At 68.7% G+C, this 19,937-nt stretch carries 17 protein-coding genes and 1 tRNA gene; 11 read left to right on the top strand and 7 right to left on the bottom strand.

Annotation, left to right across the window (positions count from 1 at the left end; genetic code table 11):
* Positions 1-137: 137 nt before the first annotated feature.
* From ACZ6EJ_RS03920 to dnaK, 4 genes are all read right to left on the bottom strand, one after another.
* Positions 138-590, bottom strand: coding sequence for a heat shock protein transcriptional repressor HspR (locus tag ACZ6EJ_RS03920; protein ID WP_469264368.1), 453 nt, complete (start codon positions 588-590; stop codon positions 138-140).
* A gap of 1 nt (position 591) precedes the next feature.
* A complete protein-coding gene (dnaJ, locus tag ACZ6EJ_RS03925; protein ID WP_469264369.1) occupies positions 592-1,767 on the bottom strand; it encodes a molecular chaperone DnaJ in 1,176 nt (391 codons plus the stop codon).
* Between the two features lie 96 nt (positions 1,768-1,863).
* The gene (gene grpE / locus ACZ6EJ_RS03930; protein ID WP_469264371.1) at positions 1,864-2,511 is read right to left on the bottom strand and encodes a nucleotide exchange factor GrpE; all 648 of its coding nucleotides are present in this window, start codon (positions 2,509-2,511) and stop codon (positions 1,864-1,866) included.
* Positions 2,508-4,361, bottom strand: coding sequence for a molecular chaperone DnaK (gene dnaK, locus ACZ6EJ_RS03935; protein WP_469264372.1), 1,854 nt, complete (start codon positions 4,359-4,361; stop codon positions 2,508-2,510). Before dnaK ends, grpE begins: the two co-directional genes overlap by 4 nt.
* A 428-nt stretch (positions 4,362-4,789) precedes the next feature.
* On the opposite strand from dnaK, the gene ACZ6EJ_RS03940 reads away from it, so the two are divergent.
* From ACZ6EJ_RS03940 to ACZ6EJ_RS03950, 3 genes are all read left to right on the top strand, one after another.
* Positions 4,790-5,530 (top strand): sugar transferase, encoded by a 741-nt coding sequence (locus ACZ6EJ_RS03940; RefSeq protein ID WP_469264373.1) that lies wholly within the window; start codon positions 4,790-4,792, stop codon positions 5,528-5,530.
* A 72-nt stretch (positions 5,531-5,602) separates the two neighbouring features.
* On the top strand, positions 5,603-7,885 hold the full coding sequence (locus tag ACZ6EJ_RS03945) for a (Fe-S)-binding protein (protein ID WP_469264375.1): 2,283 nt from the start codon (positions 5,603-5,605) through the stop codon (positions 7,883-7,885).
* A gap of 716 nt (positions 7,886-8,601) precedes the next feature.
* Positions 8,602-9,546 carry a Yip1 family protein gene (locus tag ACZ6EJ_RS03950; RefSeq protein ID WP_469264377.1) on the top strand — a complete coding sequence of 315 codons (945 nt, stop codon included), beginning with the start codon at positions 8,602-8,604 and terminating at the stop codon, positions 9,544-9,546.
* A 75-nt stretch (positions 9,547-9,621) separates the two neighbouring features.
* On the opposite strand, the gene ACZ6EJ_RS03955 is transcribed toward ACZ6EJ_RS03950, so the two are convergent.
* A complete protein-coding gene (locus ACZ6EJ_RS03955; RefSeq protein WP_469264510.1) occupies positions 9,622-10,122 on the bottom strand; it encodes a phosphoribosyltransferase in 501 nt (166 codons plus the stop codon).
* A gap of 5 nt (positions 10,123-10,127) precedes the next feature.
* Positions 10,128-10,703, bottom strand: coding sequence for a dCTP deaminase (dcd, locus tag ACZ6EJ_RS03960; RefSeq protein WP_050358434.1), 576 nt, complete (start codon positions 10,701-10,703; stop codon positions 10,128-10,130).
* A gap of 552 nt (positions 10,704-11,255) precedes the next feature.
* On the opposite strand from dcd, the gene ACZ6EJ_RS03965 reads away from it, so the two are divergent.
* Positions 11,256-11,329, top strand: a tRNA-Gly gene (locus ACZ6EJ_RS03965).
* A gap of 82 nt (positions 11,330-11,411) precedes the next feature.
* Here ACZ6EJ_RS03965 and ACZ6EJ_RS03970 read toward each other — a convergent pair.
* Positions 11,412-12,254 carry an NAD(P)-dependent oxidoreductase gene (locus ACZ6EJ_RS03970; protein WP_469264379.1) on the bottom strand — a complete coding sequence of 281 codons (843 nt, stop codon included), beginning with the start codon at positions 12,252-12,254 and terminating at the stop codon, positions 11,412-11,414.
* A gap of 301 nt (positions 12,255-12,555) precedes the next feature.
* Between ACZ6EJ_RS03970 and ACZ6EJ_RS03975 the strand changes: the two genes are divergently transcribed.
* The 7 genes from ACZ6EJ_RS03975 to ACZ6EJ_RS04005 all read left to right on the top strand — a co-directional run bounded on the left by ACZ6EJ_RS03975 (position 12,556) and on the right by ACZ6EJ_RS04005 (position 19,776).
* The gene (locus tag ACZ6EJ_RS03975; RefSeq protein WP_469264380.1) at positions 12,556-13,785 is read left to right on the top strand and encodes a helix-turn-helix domain-containing protein; all 1,230 of its coding nucleotides are present in this window, start codon (positions 12,556-12,558) and stop codon (positions 13,783-13,785) included.
* A gap of 283 nt (positions 13,786-14,068) precedes the next feature.
* Positions 14,069-14,287, top strand: a complete 219-nt coding sequence (locus ACZ6EJ_RS03980; RefSeq protein WP_469264381.1) for a hypothetical protein — start codon at positions 14,069-14,071, stop codon at positions 14,285-14,287.
* A 291-nt stretch (positions 14,288-14,578) separates the two neighbouring features.
* Positions 14,579-15,811, top strand: coding sequence for an SIR2 family protein (locus ACZ6EJ_RS03985; RefSeq protein WP_469264512.1), 1,233 nt, complete (start codon positions 14,579-14,581; stop codon positions 15,809-15,811).
* A 107-nt stretch (positions 15,812-15,918) separates the two neighbouring features.
* Positions 15,919-17,241, top strand: coding sequence for a UDP-glucose dehydrogenase family protein (locus ACZ6EJ_RS03990; RefSeq protein ID WP_469264382.1), 1,323 nt, complete (start codon positions 15,919-15,921; stop codon positions 17,239-17,241).
* 26 nt (positions 17,242-17,267) lie between these two features.
* Positions 17,268-17,450, top strand: coding sequence for a nucleoside triphosphate pyrophosphohydrolase family protein (locus tag ACZ6EJ_RS03995; protein WP_469264383.1), 183 nt, complete (start codon positions 17,268-17,270; stop codon positions 17,448-17,450).
* A 421-nt stretch (positions 17,451-17,871) separates the two neighbouring features.
* On the top strand, positions 17,872-19,026 hold the full coding sequence (locus ACZ6EJ_RS04000) for a DUF262 domain-containing protein (protein WP_469264385.1): 1,155 nt from the start codon (positions 17,872-17,874) through the stop codon (positions 19,024-19,026).
* Between the two features lie 9 nt (positions 19,027-19,035).
* Positions 19,036-19,776, top strand: coding sequence for an MAE_28990/MAE_18760 family HEPN-like nuclease (locus ACZ6EJ_RS04005; protein WP_469264387.1), 741 nt, complete (start codon positions 19,036-19,038; stop codon positions 19,774-19,776).
* Positions 19,777-19,937 lie beyond the last annotated feature (161 nt).

Raw genomic sequence — 19,937 nt, forward strand, 5'->3', positions numbered from 1 at the left:
TTTGGAACCCTGGCTCGGGGGGCGGGCCACACCCCCCCCCCCGCCGCCCCCCACACACGCCGCGGGGCGGGGAGGGCGTCCGCTCCTCCCGCCCCCGCGCTGTGCGCCACGCCGTGGCGTGGAGGGCTGTCCGGCGCTCAGTCCGCCGTCCGCTTCGGCTTGGGCCGCCAGACCACCAGCGCCCCGCTCTGCTGCACGTCCTGGTACGGCACCAGGTCGCGGCGGTAGGACGCGTGCACCTGGGCCTCGCGCTGCCGCATGGCGACCGCCGCCCCGTCCACCGCCGCCGACAGCTCGGCGATGCGCTGCTGGAGGGCCGCGACCTGGTTCTCCAGCTCGATGATCCGCTTGATGCCCGCCAGGTTGATGCCCTCGTCCTGCGACAACTGCTGCACCGTGCGGAGCAGTTCGATGTCGCGGGCCGAGTAGCGCCGGCCGCGCCCGGCGGTGCGGTCGGGGGAGACCAGGCCGAGGCGGTCGTACTGGCGCAGCGTCTGCGGGTGCAGGCCCGAGAGCTGGGCCGCGATCGAGATCACGTACACCGGTGTCTCATCGGTCAACTGGTACGGATTGCGTCGACGGCCGTCCATCTCAAGCTCCCTTCGCGGCCTGGAACAGTTCCGCCCGCGGGTCCTCGTCCGCGGTCGCCTTCCGGTAGGCCTCCAGGGCGTCCCTGGCCTCCTGGCCGAGGTCGCCGGGGACCGCGACCTCCACGGTGACCAGCAGGTCGCCGCGGGTGCCGTCCTTGCGCACCGCGCCCTTGCCGCGGGCCCGCATCGTACGCCCGTTGGGCGTGCCCGCGGGCAGCTTCAGGGTGACCGGCGGGCCGCCGAGGGTGGGGACCTTGACCTCGCCGCCGAGCGCCGCCTCCACGAAGGTGACGGGCACGGTGACCGTGAGGTTGTCGCCCTTGCGGCCGAAGACGGGGTGGGAGCCGACGTGGACGACGACGTAGAGGTCGCCGGCCGGTCCGCCCCGCTCGCCCGGTCCGCCCTTGCCGCGCAGCCTGATCCGCTGGCCGTCGGAGACGCCCGCCGGAATCCGCACCTGCATGGTGCGCGCCGACTTGGCCCGCCCGCTGCCCTTGCAGACCTCGCAGGGGTCCTGGGCGATGAGGCCCCGGCCCTTGCAGTCCACGCAGGGGTCGGTCAGCGAGAAGCCGCCGCCGCTGCCGCGCGAGACCTGGCCGGTGCCGACGCAGGTCGGGCAGACCCTGGGGGTGCCGTTCTTGTCGCCGGTGCCGGAACACGCCTTGCAGGGCGCCTGGCTGGACATCCGCAGCGGGACCGTCGCCCCGTCCACCGCCTCGGTGAAGCTGAGCGTCACCTCGGACTCGACGTCCTGGCCGCGCCGGGGCTGGACGCGGGCGCCCCCGCCGCCCCGGTTGAACAGCCCGCCGAAGACGTCGCCGAGGCCGCCCCCGCCGAAGCCGCCCGCCTGGCCGCCCGGAGCGCCCCCGCCGAAGAGGTCGCCCAGGTCGAAGTTGAAGTTGCCGCCCGCACCACCGGGCCCGGCCCGGAAGCCGCCGTTGCCGAAGAGGGCGCGCGCCTCGTCGTACTCCTTGCGCCGCTTGGCGTCGCCGAGGACGTCGTTCGCCTCGGAGATCTCCTTGAAGCGCTCCTCCGCCTTGGCGTCGCCCTTGTTCGCGTCGGGGTGGTTCTCCCGCGCGAGCTTGCGGTACGCCTTCTTGATCTCGGCGTCGGTGGCGTCCTTGGGGACGCCGAGGACCTTGTAGTAGTCCTTCTCGACGAAGTCCTTCGTGCTCATCGACGTCCCTCCTTCCGGACGATCGACCGAGCGGCCGGCCCGTGGGCCGGCCGCCGGGCCGGGCGGTGTGCACCCCGGTGGTCAGACGTGTCGGCGTCAGACCTCCTCGGTGCCACCGCTCTCCTCGTCGTCTGCCTTCTCTTCCGTGGCCGCGGCGGGCGTGGCGCCCGGCTGCGGCTCGGCGACCCCCACCCGCGCGGGGCGGATGGTGCGCTCGCCGATGCGATACCCCGGCTGCAGGATCGCGACGCAGGTCGTCTCGGTGACGTCCGGCGCGTAGCTGTGCATCAGGGCCTCGTGGATCGTCGGGTCGAAGGGCTCGCCCTCCTTGCCGAACTGCTGGAGGCCCAGCTTCGCGACGATCGTCTCCAGCGATTCGGCCACCGACTTGAAGCCGCCGACCAGCTCGCCGTGCTCCCGTGCGCGGCCGACGTCGTCGAGCACGGGCAGCAGCTCGGAGAGGATGTTCGCCGAGGCGATCTCCTTCACCGTGACCCTGTCCCGCTCCACGCGGCGGCGGTAGTTCTGGTACTCGGCCTGGAGCCGCTGGAGGTCCGCGGTGCGCTCGGCGAGCGCGCTGCGCGCCTGGTCCAGCTCCGCGGTCAGACCGACGGTCGGGTCCGTGTCCCCGGCCGGGGCCGCCGCCCCCTCGGAGGGGGCGGCGGCCTTCGGCTCGGCGTCATCAGAGGTGGCGCCGGAGGGGACGTCGGGCTTCTCCTCGAAACCCGGAGTCTCCTCGGTCACGCCGCACCGCCCTTGGCGTCCTTCTCGTCGTCCACGATCTCGGCGTCGACGACGTCGTCGTCGGCCTTGGCCTGGGCGCCGCCCGGAGCCTCGCCGCCCTGCGCCGCGCCCTCGGCCTGGGTGTTGGCGTACAGCGCCTGGCCCAGCTTCTGGGAGACGGCCGCGACCTTCTCGGTGGCCGTGCGGATCTCGGCGGTGTCCTCGCCCTTGAGCTTCTCCTTCAGCTCGCCGACCGCGGTCTCCACCTCCGTCTTCACGTCACCGGGGACCTTGTCCTCGTTGTCCTTGAGGAACTTCTCCGTCTGGTAGACGAGCTGCTCGCCCTGGTTGCGCGACTCGGCGGCCTCGCGGCGGGCGTGGTCCTCCTCCGCGTACTTCTCGGCCTCTTCGCGCATCCGGTTGACCTCGTCCTTCGGCAGCGAGGAGCCGCCGGTGACGGTCATCTTCTGCTCCTTGCCGGTGCCGAGGTCCTTGGCGGCGACGTGCATGATGCCGTTGGCGTCGATGTCGAAGGCGACCTCGATCTGCGGCACACCGCGCGGGGCCGGCGGCAGACCGGTCAGCTCGAACATCCCGAGCTTCTTGTTGTACGCCGCGATCTCGCGCTCGCCCTGGTAGACCTGGATCTGCACGGACGGCTGGTTGTCCTCGGCCGTCGTGAAGATCTCGGAGCGCTTGGTCGGGATCGTGGTGTTGCGCTCGATGAGCTTGGTCATGATCCCTCCCTTGGTCTCGATGCCGAGGGAGAGCGGGGTGACGTCGAGGAGCAGGACGTCCTTGACCTCGCCCTTGAGGACACCGGCCTGGAGCGAGGCGCCGATGGCGACGACCTCGTCCGGGTTCACGCCCTTGTTGGCCTCCTGGCCGCCGGTCAGCTCCTTGACGAGCTCGGCGACGGCGGGCATACGGGTGGAACCGCCGACGAGGACGACGTGGTCGATCTCGGAGAGCTGGATGCCCGCGTCCTTGATGACGTTGTGGAACGGGGTCTTGCAGCGGTCCAGGAGGTCCGCGGTCAACTGCTGGAACTGCGAGCGCGTGAGCTTCTCGTCCAGGTGCAGCGGGCCCTCGGCGGACGCCGTGATGTACGGCAGGTTGATCGAGGTCTCGGTCGAGGACGACAGCTCGATCTTCGCCTTCTCCGCGGCCTCGCGGAGGCGCTGGAGGGCCATCTTGTCCTTGGACAGGTCCACGCCGTGGCCGTTGGCGAACTGCTTCACCAGGTAGTCGACGACGCGCTGGTCCCAGTCGTCGCCACCGAGGTGGTTGTCGCCGTTGGTGGCCTTCACCTCGACGACGCCGTCACCGATCTCCAGGAGCGACACGTCGAAGGTGCCGCCGCCGAGGTCGAAGACGAGGATCGTCTGGTCGTCCTTGTCGAGGCCGTACGCCAGCGCGGCGGCGGTCGGCTCGTTGACGATGCGCAGGACGTTCAGGCCCGCGATCTCGCCGGCCTCCTTCGTCGCCTGGCGCTCGGAGTCGTTGAAGTACGCCGGGACGGTGATGACCGCGTCGGTCACCTTCTCGCCCAGGTAGGACTCGGCGTCCCGCTTCAGCTTCTGCAGGATGAAGGCGCTCATCTGCTGCGGGTTGAAGCTCTTGCCGTCCAGGTCGATCTTCCAGTCAGTGCCCATGTGGCGCTTGACGGAGCGGATGGTCCTGTCGACGTTGGTGACCGCCTGGCGCTTGGCGACCTCGCCGACGAGCACCTCGCCGTTCTTGGCGAAGGCGACGACGGACGGCGTGGTCCTGGCGCCTTCGGCGTTGGTGATGACGGTGGGCTCGCCGCCTTCGAGAACGCTGACGACGGAGTTAGTCGTGCCCAGGTCGATGCCGACCGCACGTGCCATTTCGATTCCTCCAACTGACTACTTGAGTGGATCTGACTCAAGAATGCACCACCCCCGTCCCGGAGTCAACAGAGCTGAGTCAAGCGGACTCAACTTACATGCTCGCCCTGACATGCGCAGGGCTCACGGGGACGCCGTCAACCCGCACACACAGGGGTTACGGGGCGCCGCCGCACCGCACACGCAGGGCTCACGGGGCGCCGTCGCGCCGCACTCCCCGCGCGGAGCGGGCGCCGTCCGGCGGGCGACCTGTGCGCGGGCGGAGATCCGACCCGCGCCCGCCACGCCCCTCGCGCACCCCCCGGTCCACCATCCCACCGTGGGATCGTTCTGTCACAAAATGCCGTGAGAGGGCTTCAACCGCCATCGACCGGCAGGTTTCATCGTGGATCGGTACACCGAAGAACCTCGGCCCCTGGGTGGACGCGATGCGGAACACGAGGACGCGGCACGCACGGCAGAAGAAGCGGAAGGACCGGCAGGCCCGGACCGACCGGAGGGAGGGCGCGTACGGGCGGCCCGGCGCGCACGGCCGGAACAGCCCGTTCGGGCGCGGCCGGCCCCCGCGCCCCCGCGCGCCCCGCGGCAGCCGTACGACGGGGGAACGGCTGCTGGACCTGGCCCTCGGGTCCGCGCTGCTGGTCCTGACCGCGCCGGCCGTCGCCGCCGCCGCGCTCGCGCTGGCGGTCCGGCGGGGGCCGGGGGGCGTGTGGGAGCGACGCGCCCGGATCGGGGCGGGGGGCGGGGTCTTCCACCTGCGCAGCCTGCGCACCCGGCGGCTGCGGCTGGACGTGCTCTCCCGCCTCCCCCACGTCGTACGGGGGGACCTCGCGCTCGTCGGCCCCGCCCCCCTGCCGCCGGGCGACCCGCGGGCGGCGGGGCCGGGCGCCCCGCGCTGGCGGCAGGAGCTGCGTCCGGGCCTGACCGGTCTGGCCCAGGTGCGCGCCCGCTCCGGGATGCCGTGGGACGACCCCGCCCTGCTGGACCAGCACTACGCGGAGCACCATGGAGTCGTGCTCGACCTGGCGATCCTCGCCGAAGCCGTACGCGCGACCCTGCGGACGGCGCTCCGGGGGGCTCGCCGAACCAAGGCACGCCTGAGCGACACAGATCACCGCCGGCCCGGCTACAGCCCGGTCGAATATGTGGATAGTGTCAGCACAGACTAATTAAGTTACTGCTTAGTAGTAGCGGGTAGTAGCCACTGGACCCCGCTCTCGCAGGCCCGAGGAGCCCTACTCATGCAACTCGCCGCGATCATCGTGTCGCTGGTGCTGACGGTCGTCGGCGTTGCGCTCGTCGCCCGAGCCGTCGCACAGATCTACCGCTTCGTCCGGCTCGGGCAGGCGGTACCGGCAGGCAGCCGCACCGACGACCCCAAGCAGCGGACGATCACCCTGTTCAAGGAGTTCGTCGGCCACACCCGCATGAACCGCTGGGGGATCGTGGGCGTCGCCCACTGGTTCGTCGCGGTCGGCTTCCTGACGCTGGGCCTGACGATCGTCACGGCGTACGGCCAGCTCTTCCAGGCCGACTGGGTGCTGCCGTACATCGGCACCTTCCTGCCGTACGAGGTCTACATCGAGTTCATCGCGCTCGGCACGACCCTCGGGATCCTCGTGCTGATCGCGATCCGCCAGTTGAACCTGCCCTCGCGGGCCGGGCGCAAGTCGCGGTTCGCCGGCTCGAAGATGGGCCAGGCGTACTTCGTCGAGGCGATCATCCTGATCATCGGCGCCGCGATCCTGGTGCTCCGCGGCCTGGAGGGCGCGCTGCACCACGTGGACGGCTACGGGCCCGCGTACTTCGCCTCGTACCCCCTGGTGCTCGCTTTCAAGGGGCTGAGCCTCGGAACGCTGCAGAACCTGGTCTACCTGGTCGCGATGATCAAGCTCGGCGCGACGATGATCTGGGCGATCACGGTCGGGCTCAACACCAACATGGGCGTCGCCTGGCACCGCTTCCTCGGCTTCCCGAACATCTGGTTCAAGCGGAACGCCGACGGCCGGGTCGCCCTCGGCGCGCTCCAGCCGATGACGTCGGGCGGCAAGGAGATCGACTTCGAGGAGCCGGGCGACGACGACGTCTTCGGCGTCTCCCAGGTCGAGCAGTTCTCCTGGAAGGGCATCCTCGACTTCTCCACCTGCACCGAGTGCGGCCGCTGCCAGTCGCAGTGCCCCGCGTGGAACACCGGCAAGCCGCTCTCCCCCAAGCTCCTGATCATGTCGCTGCGCGACCACGCGCACGCCAAGGCCCCCTACCTCCTGGCCGGCGGCGGCAAGGACATGGAGGGCAACGAGAAGGCCACCGAGGAGCAGCTCAAGGACGTCCCCGCGGCCGCCCTCGCCGAGGCCGAGCGCCCGCTGATCGGGACCGCCGAGGAGAACGGCGTCATCGACCCGGACGTGCTGTGGTCCTGCACCACCTGCGGCGCCTGCGTCGAGCAGTGCCCGGTCGACATCGAGCACATCGACCACATCGTCGACATGCGCCGCTACCAGGTCATGATCGAGTCCTCGTTCCCGTCCGAGGCGGGCACGATGCTCAAGAACCTGGAGAAGAAGGGCAACCCCTGGGGGCTGGCCAAGAAGCAGCGCGTGGAGTGGACCAAGGAGGTCGACTTCGAGGTCCCGATCGTCGGCAAGGACGTCGAGGACCTCACCGAGGTCGACTACCTCTACTGGGTCGGCTGCGCCGGAGCCCTGGAGGACCGGGCCAAGAAGACCACCAAGGCCTTCGCGGAGCTGCTGCACATCGCGGGCGTCAAGTTCGCGATCATGGGCGGCGACGAGAAGTGCACCGGTGACTCCGCCCGCCGCCTGGGCAACGAGCCGCTGTTCCAGCAGCTCGGCCAGGAGAACGTGGCCATGCTGAACATGGCGTACGGCGAGTCCTTCGACGACGAGGGCAACGTCGACCCGGAGACGAAGAAGCCCAAGTCGTCGAAGAAGATCGTCGCCACCTGCCCGCACTGCTTCAACACCATCGCCAACGAGTACCCGCAGCTCGGCGGCGAGTACGAGGTCATCCACCACACCCAGTTGCTCCAGCACCTCGTCGACGAGGGGCGGCTGATCCCGGTGACCCCGGTCGAGGGCCTGATCACGTACCACGACCCGTGCTACCTGGGCCGCCACAACAAGATCTACACCCCGCCGCGCGAGATCATCGCGAAGGTTCCGGGTCTGCGGAACGAGGAGATGCACCGCCACAAGGAGCGCGGCTTCTGCTGCGGCGCCGGCGGCGCCCGGATGTGGATGGAGGAGCGGATCGGCAAGCGCATCAACACCGAGCGCGTCGACGAGGCCCTCGCCCTCAACCCGGACATCGTCTCCACCGCCTGCCCGTTCTGCCTGGTGATGCTCACCGACTCCGTCAACGGCAAGAAGAACGACGGCCAGGCCAAGGAGTCCATCCAGGTCGTCGACGTCTCGCAGCTCCTCCTGGAGTCCGTGAAGACCCCCGCCGACCCGTCGGACGAGCCGGGCCAGGTGGACGCGCCGGAGCCCGAACCGGCACAGTAACGACCTGTCGGTACCGCACCGCCGGAAGCGGGGGGGGGGGGGGGGGGGGGGGGGGGGGGGGGGGGGGGGGGGGGGGGGGGGGGGGGGGGGGGGGGGGGGGAGGGAGTGGGGGGGGGGGGGGGGGGGGGGGGGGGGAGATAGGGGGGGGAAACAACGAGAAAAACCACAGACCACCCACCCCCCCCCCCCCCCCCCCCCCCCCCCCCCCCCCCCCCCCCCCCCCCCCCCCCCCCCCCCCCGCTTCCGCCGTACCCGGCCGCAGTCCGCCGCGTGCGAGCCCGGACCTGTGCGGACCGGCGCGTCCGGCGCGTCCGGAGCCTCACGCGCCGGAACACCGCGGCCCCCCGGAACACCGGGCCACCGGGCCACCGGACGAGTACGAGGACGGATGAAGCGCATGAGCGCACCCGCATCGCACTGCTCGATCGCGGCGACCGCGACCGCGACGGGACGGGACGGCGACGGGACGGCGACGGGACGGCGACGGGACGGGACGGCGGAGACGGTGGTGCGGGCGTACCGGGCGGGCGGGAGGACCTGGTCGCCTCCGCCCCGCGGGGCGCACGGACCGACCGGCGGCCGCCTTCTCCACGGCGCTGTTCCACCCCTGAACTCCCCCTGGCCGCCCCCCTAGGGGATGTCACAGCTCGGCCGCAATGGAGCCGGCTCCCCCCACCCCCCGCACCCCGTCCGCCGGGACCAGGTACGTTCGGTGGGTGGCTGGATTCAGGATCGGACGCGGCCGGGACAACCGCACCCCGCAACAACCGCAGCACCCGCGGCAGCAGCCGTACGGAGGGCAGGCACCACAGCCGCCGTACGGCGCTCAGCCGTGGCCGACGTCAGGAGGCGGCGGCAACGGCGCGGCGCCGCCGCCGTACGGACCGCCGCAGGCCGCCCCGTACCCCGGCGGCGGGCACGGCGGGCACGGCCAGGCTCCGCGCGGGCAGGGGCCGCACGGGCACGGGGAGCCGGAGTACTTCGGCGACCCGTACGCCGACCCCGCGCCCCACGACCCGTACGCCAACAGTCCGGGCCACACGCAGGTGTTCCGCGTCGACGAGGCCCCGTACGGCGACGGCGACACCTACCGCGCCGGCCAGGCCCCCGCGCCCTCGGGCCCGCGGCTGGGCTGGAAGGCACTGCTGAGCGGCATCGTGGCCCGGCCGGGACCGACGTTCTGGCAGATGCGGGACTACCCGGTCTGGGGCCCGGCGCTGACCGTCACCTTCGTCTACGGCCTGCTCGCGCTGTTCGGCTTCGACCAGGCGCGCGAGGAAGCGATCAACGCGACGATCTCGACGGCCGTCCCGTACGTCCTGCTCACCGGCGTCGGCTTCGTCGTCGGCGGCCTCGTTCTCGGCGCGGTGACCCACACCCTCGCCCGCCAGCTCGGCGGCACCGGTTCCTGGCAGCCGACGGTGGGCCTGTCGATGCTCATCATGTCGATCACCGACGCCCCGCGCCTGATCTTCGCCGTCTTCCTCGGCGGCGAGAACGCCCTGGTCCAGATCGTCGGCTGGCTGACCTGGCTGGCGGCCGGGGCGCTGTTCACGTCGATGGTGAGCAAGTCGCACGACCTGCCGTGGCCGAAGGCGCTGGGAGCCTCCGCGATCCAGCTCGTCGCGCTGCTGTCGATCATCAAGCTCGGCACCATCTGAGAGCACGCACGAAAGGCCCCCGGAGCGCGCGACCTGCGCTCCGGGGGCCTTCTCCGTCGAACGGTCCCTGCCGGGCTACGCGTCGAGGACCTGGCCGTCGCGGCGGACGACGGGCTTCTCCACGCTCCAGGGGAAGTTGATCCACTGGTCCGTCTTCTTCCACACGTACTCGCACTTCACGAGCGAATGGGACTTCTCGTAGACGACCGCGCTGCGCACCTCGGCCACGTGGTCCACGCAGAAGTCGTGGACCAGCTTCAGCGTCTTGCCGGTGTCGGCGACGTCGTCGGCGATCAGGACCTTCTTGTCCGAGAAGTCGACGACGTTGGGCACCGGGGCCAGCATGACCGGCATCTCCAGCGTCGTGCCCACCCCGGTGTAGAACTCCACGTTGACCAGGTGGATGTTCTTGCAGTCCAGCGCGTACGCCAGCCCGCCCGCGACGAAGACGCCGCCGCGGGCGATGCTGAGGACCACGTCGGGCACGTACCCGTCGTCGGCGACGGCCTGCGCCAGCTCGCGCACGGCCCGCCCGAAGCCCTCGTACGTCAGGTTCTCCCGCGCCTCGTTCGACATCGTCATCACACCTGCGTCCGATGGAAGTTCTGGAACGACCGCGAGGCCGTCGGGCCCCGCTGCCCCTGGTACCGCGACTCGTACCGCTCGGAGCCGTACGGGAACTCCGAGGACGAGGTCAGCTTGAACAGGCAGAGCTGCCCGATCTTCATGCCCGGCCACAGCTTTATCGGCAGCGTGGCCAGATTCGACAGCTCCAGGGTCACGTGCCCGGAGAAACCGGGATCGATGAACCCGGCCGTCGAGTGCGTCACCAGCCCGAGCCGCCCCAGCGAGCTCTTGCCCTCCAGCCGCGAGGCCAGATCGTCGGGCAGCGAGATCACCTCGTACGTGGACGCCAGCACGAACTCGCCGGGGTGCAGGATGAACGCCTCGTCCCCCTCCGGCTCGACCGTGCGCGTCAGGTCGGGCTGCTCGACGGCGGGGTCGATGTGCGGGTACCGGTGGTTCTCGAACACCCGGAAGTAGCGGTCGAGCCGCACGTCGATGCTCGACGGCTGCACCATCGACGGGTCGTACGGATCAATGCGGACGCGGCCGGCGTCGATCTCGGCCCGGATGTCCTTGTCTGAGAGAAGCACGCCCCGAGGATACGCAGAACGCGCGAGCCCACCCCAATCGGACCACCCGCGCGCCTGCGTACGTGCTCACCTCGCACTCGCCTGCCGCCTGCCTGCCTGCCGCTCACGTGGACGGCGTACCGACGGCGGCCGTGCGGTGAGGCCCTACCGCTTCTCGAACGCCACGGGCACGGCGTGCCGCAACCGCGCGCACCGGGGACACCGGAGCAACCGCCCCGGCCCGATCCGAGCGGCCCCGAGCTGCTGCATCGGGAACGACGAGGTACTGAAAACGTGCCCTTCGGCACAGCGGACGACGGTGCGCTCCATCGACTCCATCAAGCCCCTTCCCCAACCGCGTATGGACGAGACCGCCACATTAGGGGATGAACAGGACGCCGCCCCACCCGGCACTCCGCCCCTCACGCTACGCCCCCAACTCCCTCCCCCCGCACCCCCGTCCACCCCGCCACCGGACCGGCCGCACGACGGACGGGCCCGACGGCTCATTCGCCGGGGGCCTGGGATGGGGTAGAGTGTGGAGCGGTGCAGCGCCGGTGATCGGCGCGCTTCGCGGGTGTAGTTTAATGGTAGAACATGAGCTTCCCAAGCTCAGAGCGCGAGTTCGATTCTCGTCACCCGCTCCATGATGAAGGCCCTGGTCGGAGACCAGGGCCTTGTTCGTTGTCTGGACCTGTCCAGGCGTCGCGTGCCGTCAGCGTGAACCAGTCAACTGTTTCCTCCAGACCGGAGCCGAGAGAGGGTGTGCACGACCGGCAGGTCGTACTGGTCCTTGTCCCGCTCCCAGAAAGCGAGCACCCGCGCCGTGGCCTCGGCCATGTCCGTGGGCAGGTCAGCCGCGCGGAGGGTATCGGCGACCTCTTCCATCTCGGGTGCCCAGCGCCAGGCTCGCGCTGCCACGCTCGGCAAGTACTCCGGATCGGAGAGGATCGCGGAGACCATGATCTCTGCTTCGGCCGTGAGCTGATCACCGACTCCATGGGCGTCGGCGAGTGCGTGAGCGACGCCGGCGAGGGTGCGAGCGGCCTTCTGGTAGCCGGCAAAGGCCATCTTCAGAGCGGAAGCGGAACCGGGTGTGTCCCCGACCCGGCACACGTGCAGCGCAGAGTCCGTGAACAGCGACGCCACCAGCTCGACGGCAGAGTCCGCCCCTGCGAGATAGAGCCGTGTGGCACGCCCCTCGCCTGGCGGCTGACCGAAGACGGCACCGTCGACGACTGCGGAGCCGGGGCGGATCTCGTCGGCGATGCGCCGTACGCGTTGAGGGCTGATGGCGTTGGCATCGGCGTACACCCCCGCGAAACCGTGTGCGGCCACCGCCGCCGCAACGTCCTCCGCCGCCTGTGGTGGGCAGACCGAGAGAACGACCGCGCTTCGGGACAGCGCTTCCGCGAGCGAGTCGCACGCCGTGGCACCGGCTTCTCGCCCGCGGCGCCAGGTGTTCTCACTACGGCCCTTGGTCACCGACAGCGCCTCATGGCCGCCCGCGACGATCTCGGCGCTCATTGCCGCGCCCATGGTTCCAGGGTGGAGGACGGTCACAGTGATCACTGGCTGCCTCCGGCGGTATGCGACATCGGGCGTTTCTCATTCCCCATGATCCGCTGTCGCTCGGCACCAGCGGCTGCAGGAAAAATACCTGGTGGCAGTCCGGGCGCTGATGGCGGACAGAAATGCCTCCGGTCTCGGTCTCGCCGTTCAGGACGCGACAGCGGTACACGGGCCGTGGCCCCGACTGCCCTTGCAGCTCGTCTCACGCTGAAGCCGCGTCATGGGTACCGTGCAGGAGACGAACTCTGTACGGACAGACCGGCGGTCGCGCCGAAGCGTCCGGCGGCCGGGAGGTGTCCTGATGCTCGAGGAAGCCGAGGAGATCGGCAAGCGCGCTCGCAGGGCGAGGCTGCGGCTGGGTATGCCGCAGGCCGACCTGGCGACGGCCCTGGGGAAATCGCAGGGCTGGGTGTCGAAGATGGAGCGTGGGCTGATCGAACTGGACCGGGTCGGACTGCTCAACCAGGTGGCCGCAGAGCTGCACGTCCATCCGAACGACCTGATCGGACGCCCGTACAGCAGCTCACCCGATGACAGCCAGTGGCAGATCGCCGCCTCGTCGATCCTGCGCGAGATGCGCCGCTACGACCTCGTCCCCGTCTTCGATGGGGCTCCCCGACCGGCACAACAACTGTGGCGTGAGGTGACACGGCTGCACCGCCTGCGGGACACCGCCTCCAACGTCGCGATTCTCCGAGTTCTCCCGGATCTCTTCCGGGAAGCGCGCGCTCTGGCGGAGGACTCGGACGGGCACGAGCGGGAGGAGGCGTACGCCGTCTACGCCGTGTGCTGCAAGTTCGCGCACACCGCCGCGCACGCCCTCGGGCACCCCGAGCTGGTGGCCATGGCGTGCGAACGGGCCGCGTGGTCAGCCAGGTTGTCGGGAGATCCGGTGCTGCCTGCCGTCGCCGACTGGATGCGCGTCTGGGACATGTGGGCGACGGCTGACTGGACCGATGCTCTGACCCTCTCGGACAAGGCGATCGCGTCAGTGCAACAGCCGTACGAGCATGGTGATCCGCTGGCCGTGCGTGCTTGGGGCACGCTTCAGCTTCGGGCGGCCATCTCCGCCGCTCGGGCCAACCGCCCATCGGAAGCGGAGGACCGGATCGGACACGCGAAGGACGCGGCTGAACGCATGGACGCGTACGGCGGGGCACCGGTGTACGACCGGCATTCGCTGACGTTCTCCGCCGGAAACGTGCAGATCCACGCGATCAGCGTGGCTCTGGAAATGGGCGAACAGGGCAAAGCTCTGGAGATAAACCGCCGCACCAGCCCGAGCTTGGTCGGGGCACTGCCCAACTCCCGTCAGGGACACCACCACATGGACGTCGCACGGGCCTGGCTGTGGGACGGGAACCGGGCAAAGGCCCTCACCGAGCTGGAGACGGCTGAGCGGATCGCGCCGCAGCTCGTACGGAACCACCCCATCGCCCGTTCAACGCTTCGCAGCATCGTCTACGCGGAACGGGCAGCCACGAGGGAGAAGCTGCGGCACATGTCCGACCGCTTTCACCTGGACGGATAGGGGTCGTATTCCTCCGGCTCATATTCGGGGGCCGTCCTGTCCCTAACTTCGGGGCATGACGCGACGACGTTCTTCTCATCTTCGCTCGCAGGGCGCCGAGTTAGGTACGGCAGCACCGTTCGTTCCACGGCTCGGCGACCTCGCCACGGACAGCGCTCGCGATGGCCGTGTCGGGGTCGTGATCGCCCTCCCCGGTGAGGGCTCCGCCACGACGTACCACCTGCGGCCGCCCGGGGGCGGGGCCCCGTGGTCCGCACCCGCCGACGGGACGACGCTCAGTCCCGTGCCGGTGAGGGCCACCCACGCCACGCTCTCGGTCGGACGGGACGCGGTCTACGACCCGCGGGCCCGGCAAGCGTCGGTTCCCGTCGAGTTCCACTTCGACGACGGCTCGACCCTCGGCGGTGCACTCATCCTTACCTCGGCTGAGTTGGAGCGGCTGTACGCGCAGACCAGCCGCCTCCTTGACGCACACGAACGCGCCCTCGGCGGCACCCCGTGACCGGCCCCGACGATGCCACGCCCGAAAAGGCGCACCGCTCTCCGAACGCCACGAAGGCAGGGGCAACGTGCTCACGTTGCTGGCCTGGTAGCCCCGGCCCGGCACTTCGTCAACATGCCGCCCCGCTCCTCAACCGCCTCGCTCACCAGGCCGCCGCCGCCGCGCCGGACACGAGCCCGCCCTCCGACCGCTGACTCCACTCCGCTGTCCGGGTCGTTCACCCCACCTTCCCGGCCCACGGAGCCTGCCATGCACCCGGAACATCCAGGCGTGATTCTCCAGGGAGAGATCATGGACATCCCGTACATCGTCATCGATCAGCTCACCCCCGACCAGCAGCAGGTCTGGCAGACCTACTTCGGCGACGCCGACCGACCCCGCTACATCGAGGAAGGCATCTGGCGCCGTACGCAGGAGAAGGCCACGGCCGAACAGAGCGGCTGGACGGCCGCCGACGACGCCCGGCGGCGGATCATCCACTACCGCTACCGGTACGGCCTGGTCCCCACCACCGCCGCGCCGGCCATCGGCCTGACCGACCTGTACCTCTACCACTCCGCTACCGCTCCCGCGGACGAGATCGACGCGCACCACGACGCCCTGGGGGACTCGCTGGCCACCGGCGGCTGGAAAGAGGCCCCCGGTGGATTCTTATGGACCCGACGGGACCTGAAGTGCCGGATCACCGAGTACGACGTCCACCCCCAGGACGCCGCTGCGGGCCGCACCCTCCCCGCCGGCTACCGGAGCCTGGACGTCCAGATCGCCTCGGTGTCCTACGCACCGCCGCCCGCTGTCCGGCAACTGCCGTGGAACGTCCTCTCCACCGGGATCAGGTGCAAGGACCGCCCCGGTACGCCGACCCGCGTCCCGGACCTGTCCGTCCTCGCGGACCTGCTGCCGTTCCAGGTGGAGATCGGTTGCGGTACGTCGGTGGAGGCGGGTATTCCGCCCCTGCACCGGCTCCACGAGATCTACCGGGTCACCGACCGCCAAGGCCACGAGCCACGCGAGCACCGCTTCACCCTCTCCCCGACAGCGGACACCCTCCTCCACGAGCTGCTGACAGAGCCGGAGGAGAAGGCGGCGGAATTCGTGGAAATGTTCCGCGCCTGCTTCCTGGCCGAACCGACCCCGGCCATGTGGGCGCTGAAAGAACTGAAGGACGCCGGGCACCTCGTCGGCCCGGTCATCACCAACAACTTCGACGTGCTCGCGGCGCGCGCCGGGCTCGACGAGTGCTTCATGCGCCGGTACGACCAGGCCGTACCCGATGTCGAGTGGGTCGACGGCGCCAAGGCCCTTCTCGTCGTCGGCCTGCACGCCGACCGCCGCAAGGTCCAGGCTCGCGCCCGCGCTCGCGGCATGCAGGTCGTCTACCTGGACCCGGAGGGCTTCTGGCGCGACGGCCAGTTCATGCCGTACCCGCTGGAAGGCCCCCAGGACGGCGACCTGGTGTGCCGGGCGACCGCCGCCGAGGCCCTGCCCGTCCTCGTCAACCTGCTCAGACAGCACGCTGGTTGATCCACCTGCACGAAGAGGGCCGCGCCGGGCGTTGGCGCTAGCGTGACGCACCCGGCCGGCCCGGACTCCCCTGGGCGGGCGAGGGATAAGGAAAGGAGCGTCGACCCATGCGCGTATCCGTCATCGGCTGTGGTCACCTGGGCATCCCCCACGCCGCTGCCATGGCCGAGATCGGCCACGAGGTCATCGGCGTGGACCTGGACCAGGCGAAGATCGACCGCCTCAACGCCGGCGAGTGCCCCATCTACGAGGACGGCCTGCCCGAACTCCTCAGCACCCACACCGCCACTGGACGCCTGCGGTTCACCACCAGCCTCGCGGAGGCAGCCGAGTTCGCCGACATCCACTTCCTCGCCGTGGGCACGCCGATCGACGCGGACGGACGGAGCTACGACACCGGACAGGTCTTCGGCGCCGCCCGCGCCCTGGCCCCGCACCTGACCCGCCCGACCGTCATTGTCGGGAAGTCCACGGTCACCGTCGGCACCTCGCGCGACCTCGGTGCTCTCCTCGCCCGGCTCTCTCCGGCCGGTGAGGACGTGGAGGTCGTCTGGAACCCCGAGTTCCTGCGCGAGGGCCACGCCATCGACGACACCCTGCGCCCCGACCGGATCGTCGTGGGCGTCCCCTCGGCCCGCGCCGAGGACGCGGTACGCCAGGTCTACGCGCCCCTCCTGGCGAACGGCATCCCGCTGTTCGTGACCGACCCCGCCACCGCCGAACTCATCAAGGGCGCCGCCAACGCCTACCTCGGCATGAAGATCTCCTTCATCAACGGCGTCGCCGACATGTGCACCGCCGCCGGAGCCGACGTCCAGCAGCTCACCGAGGCCATCGGCCTGGACCCCCGCATCGGCCGTGGCGGCCTGAACGCCGGCCCCGGCTACGGCGGCGGCTGCCTGCCGAAGGACGTCCGCGCCTTCACCGCCTCCGCCCGCACCCTGGGCGCCGCCGAGGCAGCGACCATGCTGCGCGCGGCGGAGGAGGTCAACGAATCCCGCCCCGCCGCCGCGCTGAAGCTCATCGAGCAGACGCTCGGCCGCCCCGTCGACGGCGTCCGCATCACCGTCTGGGGCGCTTCCTTCAAGGCCGGTACCGACGACGTCCGCGAATCCCCGGCCCTGGCGATCGCCGCGCTCATGCACCAGCGAGGCGCGACCGTCACCGTCCACGACCCGCACGCCGTGCCCACGGCACTGCGCCGCCACCCCGAACTCGACTACTGCGAAGACCTCGAAGACTCCCTCGCGGCAGCCGAACTGATCGTCCTGGCCACCGAATGGCCCCACTTCCGCGAGGCCGACTCCAAAGCACTCGCCCCGCTCGTCGCGGACCAAATCCTCATCGACCTCCGCAACCTCATCGACGCCGACGCCTGGCGCATCGCCGGATGGACCGTACGCCAGCTCGGACGACCCGCACAGGAATAGCCGAACCCATCGACCGGAGGTCCGACGTGGACACCCTGTGGGACAACATCGAGAAGCTCTCCGCCGTCTGCCGAGCGGCCGTCGCCCACCTCCCCGACGAGGAACTCAAAGCCCTCCAGATCGGCAAGGTTGCCGAGGAAGCCGGCGAGGCCATGCACGCCCTCCACGGCCTGAAGGGCCTCACCACCTGCGACGACGCCCACACCTAGTCCGAGGTCCAGAACGACCTGGTCGGCTCCGTCATCGCCGCCCTCCTGGCCATGCACTACATCGACCCCATCGGTGCCCGCGCCACCTTCGACGAGATCGTCCACCGGCGGACACGACGGGGCCGCGAGGCCACTGCTGCGGCCTGACAGCCTCCGGATGTGGCCGTCGACCGCTCCGGTTGGACGCGGGCGGCGGCCACATCCGGCACACAAGCTGCGCCGGGCGCCTGCTTCCAGCGCGGTAGAACTTTCCCTACTTCATCAAGGCGGCTCGCTCCGCTCGCCGCGCGCGCCCCGGCTACGCCGGTCGCGCGACTGGAGCGAGCACCGTGGTGGGAAGAAACCCGCTGTGGCTGGGGCGGTCGGCATCTTGCAGTGATCCAGGTAAAAGTGGGACACGATCCGAACTATCAGCTTACGGTTGGGCAGCAAGAGCGAAGCTATAGAAACGAGGCAGAGAGTGCCGATCGAACGCAAGCAGGAACCCCTCTTCGATGAAGACGAGCAAGAGGCTGCGGCTGAGCAGTCCGACCCCCTGCACGTACCGATCGAGGAACGCCGACTAGTTACCCAGCCTTACGACTTGTCTTTGGCAACGCTGGTAGATGATATCAGGAGAAAACGACTCCTCCTAAGCATCGAATATCAAAGGAAGTACGTTTGGGACAGAGCCAAGGCGAGCCGCCTGATCGAAAGCTTCCTCTTGAACATCCCGGTCCCTGTCTGCTATTTTGCCGAAAACGAAGATGGCTCATATGAAGTAATCGATGGACTTCAGCGAATTCAAACCATCAAGGATTTTCTAACCGGGGAATTCTCACTGCGCGGAGTCTCCGTCGTTAGAGAGTTCGAAGGGATGAGCTACGATGATCTCCCATTGAAGGAGCAGAGGCGCCTGGGCAATAGAACTGTTAGATGCATCGTCATCACCGATGATTCACATCCGGACATCAAGTTCGATGTTTTCGAGCGACTCAATACTGGATCAGCCATGCTGGCCGCCCAGGAGCTGCGAAACTGCATCTATCGGGGGCCCCTCAATACTTTCCTGAAAGAAATGTCGGAAACTAAAAGATATTCCGACATTCTTGGCGGACTTGCAAATAAGCGGATGGCTTACGAAGAATTGGCGCTCCGATTCTTCTCTCTTTACGAAGATCTAAGCGCGTACAAGCCGCCACTGCGACAGCTGCTCAACGTATACATGCGAAGCCACCGGAACGGCGAGCCAGACCCAAAGGCCGTGAGTGTCTTCTATGAGACATGTGATGTCGTCCAGGAGATCTTTGGCTCCGCAGCTTTTCGACTCTCCAAAGATGGCAAGCTTGGAGCCTTCAATAAGGCTCTATTCGACGCCATCATGCTACCGCTAGCCTTTTCCGATCGAAGGTCTGCCGCATCCAAGGCCCCGCAGATTCGTGAACTGCGAGAAGAACTTCTCGACAGAGAAACCTTTCAGACAGCGATTGGAAGAGCCACAGCCGACCGCACGCGAATGCACGGACGCGTAAAAGCTTTTGCATCCGGTCTCACCAGGCTTGGAGTTCGCTGCGATCTCCCAGCTCTCCCCGAATAGTGAGGGCCGATGAGTCAGCTTGAAATCGAGGCTATGGCGGAGTTTGTCGACAGTCTGCGGGAGGTCGAAGTACTGCTTGCAGTGGGACCTACTCATCCCCGGATCGACGGCGGTGCCGCCGAGCAAGCTCAAGATAGAGAACTCGCCAACGCCGTCACCCGATCCTGCACGGTAATGCTTGTGGCGCATTTCGAGGGTTTCGTGAAGGCTGCACTTACTGAGTTGATCGATCAAATCTGTGAAGCCAAACCTCCAACCAGACGTATTCCAGAAGGCCTACTGGAACTTCATACCCGTGGCAGGATCGAGGAGATTTTCGGAACCGAGGGTCCGGACAGAATTCACAAAACGCGCAAGCTATTCTCTGCCTACGCCTGCCTTTGGGAAGCTGACCGAACTGTCAATCCGCAAGTATTCACCTCCAAAGTCCTAACTCGACAGTTCACAAACGCTAAACCCGAGGTCCTGGAAAACGTATTTTCTATTCTCGATGTCAACAACGTCATGGCAGAGATCGACGCATACGTCAACGAGGCCATCGTCGGCCGCGATGACGAAGAAGCGCCGGTGAAGGTCGGCCCCAGGTTGACTGAAATTGTCGAACGTAGGAATAAAATCGCCCATGGCGATAGGAGTGAAAAGCCGACCCCAGCTGAAGTGAACAACTACATAAGATTCCTCAAGGATGTCGCAAGCTGCATTTCAGCTATTCTTCAACGGAAGATATCACATTGCTGTCCCCTGAGGTGAAATTGCGCGTCTATATTCTTTAGCGGCCCCGGATTTCCTTGACACCTCGTCTGCTCCTACCGTCGCGCGATTGGTGTCCCCGCCTCGCAACTCCGGTGGCCGCTGATCGGCCGACATCGCCAAGTCCTCAAACTTGGCCCTGATCGGCCTCCGTCTCCTCG

It is taken from the genome of Streptomyces sp. NPDC041970 (genome assembly GCF_055588985.1).

What these genes read in the sequence shown, in the direction of transcription:
- ACZ6EJ_RS03985 (WP_469264512.1), top strand. Translation starts at nt 14,579, where the DNA reads ATGGACATCCCGTACATCGTCATCGATCAGCTCACCCCCGACCAGCAG.
- dnaJ (WP_469264369.1), bottom strand. Translation starts at nt 1,767, where the DNA reads ATGAGCACGAAGGACTTCGTCGAGAAGGACTACTACAAGGTCCTCGGC.
- ACZ6EJ_RS03945 (WP_469264375.1), top strand. Translation starts at nt 5,603, where the DNA reads ATGCAACTCGCCGCGATCATCGTGTCGCTGGTGCTGACGGTCGTCGGC.
- ACZ6EJ_RS03920 (WP_469264368.1), bottom strand. Translation starts at nt 590, where the DNA reads ATGGACGGCCGTCGACGCAATCCGTACCAGTTGACCGATGAGACACCG.
- dnaK (WP_469264372.1), bottom strand. Translation starts at nt 4,361, where the DNA reads ATGGCACGTGCGGTCGGCATCGACCTGGGCACGACTAACTCCGTCGTC.
- ACZ6EJ_RS03990 (WP_469264382.1), top strand. Translation starts at nt 15,919, where the DNA reads ATGCGCGTATCCGTCATCGGCTGTGGTCACCTGGGCATCCCCCACGCC.
- ACZ6EJ_RS03940 (WP_469264373.1), top strand. Translation starts at nt 4,790, where the DNA reads ATGCGGAACACGAGGACGCGGCACGCACGGCAGAAGAAGCGGAAGGAC.
- ACZ6EJ_RS03975 (WP_469264380.1), top strand. Translation starts at nt 12,556, where the DNA reads ATGCTCGAGGAAGCCGAGGAGATCGGCAAGCGCGCTCGCAGGGCGAGG.
- ACZ6EJ_RS03955 (WP_469264510.1), bottom strand. Translation starts at nt 10,122, where the DNA reads ATGTCGAACGAGGCGCGGGAGAACCTGACGTACGAGGGCTTCGGGCGG.
- ACZ6EJ_RS04005 (WP_469264387.1), top strand. Translation starts at nt 19,036, where the DNA reads ATGAGTCAGCTTGAAATCGAGGCTATGGCGGAGTTTGTCGACAGTCTG.